Annotated in this window: 7 protein-coding genes; 5 read left to right on the forward strand and 2 right to left on the reverse strand. The window is 64.7% G+C overall.

The window, feature by feature from the left end; genetic code table 11:
- From EOA79_RS28260 to EOA79_RS28280, 5 genes are all read left to right on the forward strand, one after another.
- The coding region (locus tag EOA79_RS28260; RefSeq protein WP_164893975.1) for a gamma-glutamyltransferase family protein at positions 1 to 1,378 on the forward strand (1,378 nt) is incomplete at its 5' end.
- A gap of 50 nt (positions 1,379 to 1,428) precedes the next feature.
- Positions 1,429 to 2,958 (forward strand): acyl--CoA ligase, encoded by a 1,530-nt coding sequence (locus EOA79_RS28265; RefSeq protein ID WP_127335746.1) that lies wholly within the window; start codon positions 1,429 to 1,431, stop codon positions 2,956 to 2,958.
- On the forward strand, positions 2,958 to 3,935 hold the full coding sequence (locus EOA79_RS28270) for a 2-dehydropantoate 2-reductase (protein ID WP_095823841.1): 978 nt from the start codon (positions 2,958 to 2,960) through the stop codon (positions 3,933 to 3,935). The genes EOA79_RS28265 and EOA79_RS28270 overlap by 1 nt, the downstream gene beginning before the upstream one ends.
- 107 nt (positions 3,936 to 4,042) lie before the next feature.
- Positions 4,043 to 4,396, forward strand: coding sequence for a nuclear transport factor 2 family protein (locus tag EOA79_RS28275; RefSeq protein WP_095823840.1), 354 nt, complete (start codon positions 4,043 to 4,045; stop codon positions 4,394 to 4,396).
- Positions 4,397 to 4,580: 184 nt separating this feature from the next.
- Positions 4,581 to 4,928, forward strand: a complete 348-nt coding sequence (locus tag EOA79_RS28280) for an ArsC family reductase (RefSeq protein WP_082954003.1) — start codon at positions 4,581 to 4,583, stop codon at positions 4,926 to 4,928.
- 197 nt (positions 4,929 to 5,125) lie between these two features.
- Here the strand turns inward: EOA79_RS28280 and EOA79_RS28285 are convergent, their stop codons facing one another.
- Together EOA79_RS28285 and EOA79_RS28290 are read right to left on the reverse strand one after the other, a co-directional pair.
- The gene (locus EOA79_RS28285; RefSeq protein WP_095823839.1) at positions 5,126 to 5,473 is read right to left on the reverse strand and encodes a DUF488 domain-containing protein; all 348 of its coding nucleotides are present in this window, start codon (positions 5,471 to 5,473) and stop codon (positions 5,126 to 5,128) included.
- Between the two features lie 22 nt (positions 5,474 to 5,495).
- On the reverse strand, positions 5,496 to 6,447 hold a 952-nt coding region (locus EOA79_RS28290; RefSeq protein ID WP_164893976.1), incomplete at its 5' end, for an aminopeptidase.

Consider the following 6,447-nt stretch of genomic DNA (forward strand, 5'->3'; position numbering starts at 1 on the left):
CCCGAAGGGAGAAGGCAATGTGATCGCCTTCAACGGCTCCGGCCGCGCGCCCCAGGCCGCTACGGTCGACTGGTATCTGGAGAGAGGTTTCAGCGAGCTGCCGAAGCAGGGCGCGCACGCGGTCACCATTCCCGGCGCCGTCGACGCCTGGTGTCGGCTGTTGGAAGACCATGGCCGAAAGGGCATAGCCGAAGCGCTCGCTCCCGCCATCCATTACGCCGAACAAGGCTACGTCGTACACGACCGCGTCGCCTTCGACTGGGAGGATCCGGAAACCGACCTGTCGGCCGACGAAGTGGCGGCGCGCATTTTCCTCCCGGGCGGCAAGCCGCCAAAGCCCGGTGATGTGCATCGCCAGCCGGAACTGGCGGAAACGCTGCGCATCATCGCTAAGCGCGGCCGCGCCGGTTTCTACGAAGGCGCTGTTGCGGAAGACATCGTCGGTCGGCTTCGCCAACTCGGCGGCCTTCATACGCTGGACGATTTCGCCGCGACGAAGGGCGACTACAAGACGCCGGTCAGCACCTCCTATCGCGGTCATGACATCCACCAGATGCCGCCGAACAATCAGGGCCTGACCGCGCTATTGATGCTGAACGTGCTCTCAGGCTTCGATCTCGGCGCGCTTGAACCGAATGGCGCAGAGCGCCTGCATCTGGAGATCGAGGCCGGCCGGCTGGCCTATCGCGACCGCGACAACCTGCTCGCGGATCAGGATCACGTTGCGGTGCCGGTGAAGGAACTCCTCTCCATCGCCTATGCCGACCGGCTGCGCGCCGAGATCGACCGGGAACGCGCCATGACGCATTTGCCGCGCGTCGATTTGCCGGGCAGCGACACGGTCTACATCACCGTCGTCGACCGCGACCGGAACGCGGTGAGCTTCATCAACTCGACCTATTATTCCTTCGGCAGCGGCGTCGTCGGTGCGAAGACCGGCGTCGTGCTGCAGAACCGCGGCACTTCGTTCCGGCTCGATCCGAAGCATCCGAACGCAATAGCGCCGGGCAAGCGGCCGATGCACACGATCATGCCGGGCATGATGGTGAGGGACGGCCGTGCCGTGATGCCCTTCGGCGTCATGGGCGGCGGCTATCAGCCCTTCGGCCATGTCCATCTTTTGACCAACATGATCGACTTCGGCATGGATCCGCAGCAGGCCTTGGATGCGCCGCGCGTCTTTTACAATCACGACGTCGTGGAAGCCGAGCGAAGCGTGCGTCCCGATACGGTCGAAGGCCTGCGCCGCCGCGGCCATCGTGTTGTCGAGCCAGACCATCCGCTCGGCGGCGGGCAGGCGGTGCTCATCGATTGGGAAAAAGGCACGCTGACCGGCGCCTCCGATCCGCGCAAGGACGGCTTGGCGCTCGGATACTGAGCAGCCCTTTGCTGGACATCGGCCGATCGTTCGAAACATAGTCTGGAACCATGACAACAAGCGAAAAACCCTTTGATCTTGCTCATCGCCTCGCGCCCGGCGCCGAAGATGCGCCAGCCATCGCCGCGCCCGACCGGACAGTCCTCTCGCATGGGGGGCTGCGCCGTCTGATCCAAGAGACCGTGAGCCGGCTCAACACGCTCGGCATCGGCCGTGGCGACCGCGTTGCCATCGTGCTGCCGAACGGCCCGGAGATGGCAACGGCCTTCATCGCGGTCGCCGCAGCCGCGTCCACAGCGCCGCTCAATCCAGCCTACCGGGACGACGAGCTCGATTTCTATCTGAGCGACATCGGCGTCAAGGCGATCCTTGTCGGCAAGGACGAGCAAGGACCGTCGGTCGAAGTTGCCGAACGCCTCGGCATTGCGGTGCTGCGGCTGGCGGTGCCTGAAGGCGCGCCGGCCGGCATCTTTACCATCGAGGGCGGCCCGGTCAGGCCGCCGGTTGCCTCCGGCTTGGCCGAAGACAGCGACACCGCTCTCCTTCTGCATACCTCCGGCACTACATCGCGGCCGAAGCTGGTGCCGCTCAGCCACGCCAACCTCGCCGCCTCGGCCGCGCATATCGGCGCCACGCTGGGCCTGGGCTCGGCCGACCGCTGCCTCAACATCATGCCGCTGTTTCACATCCACGGGCTGATCGCGGCGGTGCTGTCCTCGCTCGCCGCCGGCGCCAGCGTCTTCTGCACGCCGGGCTTCAACGCGCTGCGCTTTTTCCAATGGCTCTCCGAAGCGAAGCCAACCTGGTATACGGCGGTGCCGACGATGCACCAGGCGATCCTGCCGCGCGCCGCGCGCAATCCCGAGCAACTGGCCGAAGCGAAGCTGCGTTTCATCCGCTCGTCGTCGGCCTCACTCCCGGCGCAGGTCATGGCAGAGCTGGAGGCGACTTTCGGCTGTCCGGTGATCGAGGCCTACGGCATGACCGAGGCTGCGCACCAGATGGCGTCCAACCGGCTGCCACCCGGACTGCGCAAGCCGGGCAGCGTCGGCGCCTCGGCCGGACCGGAAGTGGCCGTCATGGCGCCGGATGGAAGGCTGCTCGAGCCCGGCGAGATCGGCGAGATCGTCATTCGCGGCCCGAACGTCACCGCCGGCTACGAGAAGAATCCGGACGCCAACGCCAGCGCCTTCGCGCATGGCTGGTTCCACACCGGCGACCAGGGCGTGCTGGACGAGGACAATTATCTGCGCGTTACCGGCCGGCTGAAGGAGATCATCAATCGCGGCGGCGAAAAGATCTCTCCGCTCGAGGTCGATGGCGTGCTGATGGATCATCCGGCGGTGGCGCAGGTCGTCACCTTCGCCATGCCGCATGACAAGCTCGGCGAGGAAGTGGCTGCCGCTGTCGTGCTGCGGGAAGGCCAGAGCGCCAGCGAGGCCGACATTCGCGGCTTTGCCGCGACTCGGCTCGCCGATTTCAAGGTGCCGCGCAAGGTGGTGATCCTGGACGAGATCCCGAAGGGCGCCACCGGCAAATTGCAGCGCATAGGCCTCGCGGCAAAACTCGGTTTGAGCTGATGCGCATTACAGTCTTCGGCGCCGGCGCCATCGGCGGCTACCTCGCCGCCAAGCTGGCGATTGCCGGCCGCGTCGATCTGTCGATCGTCGCGCGCGGCGCGCATCTCGAAGCGATCCAGGCCGATGGCCTACGCCTGATCGAGGACGGCAAGGAGACGATCGCCCGGGTGAGAGCAGCGGCCACGGCCGAAGAACTCGGTATTCAGGATTACGTGGTGCTGGCGCTGAAAGCGCATTCTCTGGCGCCGGCGCTGGGCGAGATTGCACCGCTGCTGGGCGAGGGGACAGCCGTCGTCACCATGCAGAACGGCGTGCCCTGGTGGTACTTCTACAAGGCCGGCGGCGCGCTCGAAGGCACGCGGCTTGATGCGGTCGATTCCGGCGGAAAGATCTGGGAGACCATCGGGCCTGAGCGCATCATCGGCTCCGTCGTCTATCCGGCCGTCGAGGTCGATGCGCCCGGGCGGATCCGCCATGTCGAGGGCACGCGCTTTTCGCTCGGCGAGCCTTCGGGCGAAAAGAGCGAGCGGGCGAGTGTGCTGGCGCGCGAGATGGTCAAGGCCGGGCTGCAGGCGCCGGTCCGCGAGGACATACGTTCGGAAATCTGGGTGAAGCTTTGGGGCAATCTTTCGTTCAACCCGATCTCGGCGCTGACCGGCAGCACGCTTGCGGCGATCGTCGCCGATGAAGGCACGCGGGCCGTCGCCCGCGCCATGATGCTGGAGGCGCAGGCGATTGGCGAGCGCCTCGGCGTGCGCTTCCTGATCCCCGTCGACCGGCGCATCAAGGGGGCCGGCGACGTCGGCGGGCACAAGACCTCGATGTTGCAGGACCTCGAACGCGGCCGCCCGATGGAGGTCGACGCGCTGGTAACGGCAGTGCAGGAGCTTGGCCGCCTGACCGGCCAGCCGACGCCCGCCATCGACACCGTGCTGGCGCTGGTGCGCCGGCTGGCGATCCAGCGCGGCTGCTGTTAGCAGACCGGCATTCGATCCTGACACGATTTGTCAGCTACCGACGCTTCGGCGATGGCAGGTCACGAGGGAGCTCCCTATCTCGGGTCTGTCCAAACCGGGAGGAAATCATGACCAGTGCCGAAGTCGCCAAGCATTTCACCGAACTCCTCAAGCAGGGCGACAACCGCGGCGCTGCCGCGAAATACAATGCCGATAACATCGTCAGCTACGAGGCGATGGAAGGGCCCATGGCCGTTTGCAGCGGCAGGGACGCCGTAAAGCAGAAGGGCGAATGGTGGGAAGCGAACCATGAGGTTCACGGCGGCTCGATCGAGGGCCCCTACGTCAATGGCGACCAGTTCGCCTTGCGCTTCACCTTTGACGTGACGCCCAAATCTACCGCCGAACGCGTCAAAATGGATGAGGTTGGCCTCTATACGGTCAAGAACGGCAAGATCAGCGAAGAGCGCTTCTACTATTGAAGCCGATCGGCGTCTGGCATTCCGAATCTTCGTTGCAGGATCTGAAAATCAGACATGGCGGCCAAGATGATATTCCGGCCGCCATGGAGAGCGCCAAATCGTCTTCACGTAGTCACGCTGGCAAAGCGGGCAAGGCAAGCCTAGGATTCGGCCAGATTCGCAATCCATCCGCCCGAGGTCCGAATTGACGATCACCATGTACGGCATCACCACCTGCGACACGATCAAGAAGGCGCGCGTCTGGCTGGAGAGCCGCGACCTTCCCTACCGCTTCCATGACTATCGCGCCGAAGGGATCGAGGCGGAAAGGCTGAATGGCTGGGTCGATAAGGTCGGCTGGGAGAGACTGCTCAACAAGGGCAGCACGACTTTTCGCGAACTGCCGGAGAAGGATAAGGAAGCGCTCGACGAGAAGAAAGCGAAGAAGCTGATGCTCGCCAAGCCCACTATCATCAAGCGGCCCGTGCTGGAGGTGGGTGGCCGCATCTTGGTTGGTTTCAAGCCGGATGTTTATGAAGAGGCGGTGAAGTAGGATTCGGCAGGCGCGGCACACTATCCCTCGTCATCCTAGGGCGAGCAACGAGCGAAGCGACGCGCGCAGACCCTAGGATTCCATGCCGCGACGCTAAAGCGTTGTGGCGGTTTAAGAGTTCTGCTCCTTTGCGTCCTTCGGTGACAGTCACGGCATGGATCCTCGGGTCAAGCCCGAGGATGACGACGAGAGAGAGGTTACTCCCTCCGCAAATACCCCATCAACGCCACCGCATTGTTATGCGCCTCGTCATGCGCGCCGAAGAGCAGCGTCACCTTGCCGTGGCGCAGCAGTTCTCGCAGCTGCGCCACAGCCTCCTCGTTGCCGTCCAGCTCGGCGCAGTACCGCTTCTGGAACTCCGGCCATCGTTCGAAATCATGCCCGAACCATTTGCGCAGTTCGGTGCTCGGCGCGATCTTCTTCAGCCAAAGGTCCAGCGCGGCGTCCTTCTTGGAGACGCCGCGCGGCCAGACGCGGTCTACCAGCACACGCTGGCCATCGCTCCTCTCCGGCGCTTCGTAGACGCGCTTTACCGCCACGTCCAAGGCTGTCTCCGCGTCGGGTCTCTCAGGCCCACTCGCCCTTGCGCATCACCGGCACGCGGCTGCCGTCCTTGCCGACGCCGTCGATGTCGATCTTGTCCGAGCCGATCATCCAGTCGATGTGGATGAAACTCTTGTTGCCGCCGCGCTCGGCAATTTCGTCCTGGCTGAGCGAGGCGCCGTTGACGAAGCACTTCGAATAGCACTGTCCGAGCGCGATGTGGCAGGCGGCGTTCTCGTCGAACAGCGTGTTGAAGAACAGCAGGCCGCTCTTCGAGATCGGCGAGGAATGCGGCACCAGCGCCACTTCGCCGAGCCGGCGCGCGCCCTCGTCGGTGTCCAGCACCTTCTTCAGAACCTCCTCGCCCTTCGAGGCCTTGGCCTCGACGATCCGACCGCCCTCGAAGCGCACCGAGATCTCGTCGATCAGCGTGCCCTGGTAGGAGAGCGGCTTGGTCGAGGAGACATGGCCTTCGACGCGCCTCGCATGCGGCGTGGTGAAGACTTCCTCGGTCGGGATGTTCGGATTGCAGGTGATGCCGTTCTTCGCCGTCGAAGCGCCGCCCATCCATTCATGACCTTCCGCCAGGCCGACGGTGAGGTCGGTGCCCGGTCCGGTGAAATGCAGCGCGTGGAAATTGTGCTCGTTCAGCCATTTCGTGCGCTCGGCCAAGGCCGCGTTGTGCGCCTTCCAGTTGCCGATCGGATCCTCGACATCGACGCGCGAGGCCGAGAAGATCGCGTCGGCGAGCCTCACCACCGCGACATCGTCGGGCTCGCCCGGGAACACTTGGCGAGCCCAGGCAACATCCGGATATGCCACGATGTTCCAGTTGATGTCGAAACCGGTGATCTTTTCGAGCGCCGGCTGGTACGCCATCGAATTCGCCTTGTTGGCCCGCGCCACCTTGGCCGGGTCCTGCGCCGACAGCAGAGACGGATCCTCGCCGCGCACCGCAAGCCGCGCCGCATTGTTG

The organism is Mesorhizobium sp. M1A.F.Ca.IN.020.03.2.1, assembly GCF_004023205.1.
Lineage (GTDB): Bacteria > Pseudomonadota > Alphaproteobacteria > Rhizobiales > Rhizobiaceae > Mesorhizobium.

Bases quoted from the DNA above. Each gene is read 5' to 3' on its own strand.
- EOA79_RS28265 (WP_127335746.1), top strand. From the start codon at position 1,429: ATGACAACAAGCGAAAAACCCTTTGATCTTGCTCATCGCCTCGCGCCC.
- EOA79_RS28270 (WP_095823841.1), top strand. From the start codon at position 2,958: ATGCGCATTACAGTCTTCGGCGCCGGCGCCATCGGCGGCTACCTCGCC.
- EOA79_RS28275 (WP_095823840.1), top strand. From the start codon at position 4,043: ATGACCAGTGCCGAAGTCGCCAAGCATTTCACCGAACTCCTCAAGCAG.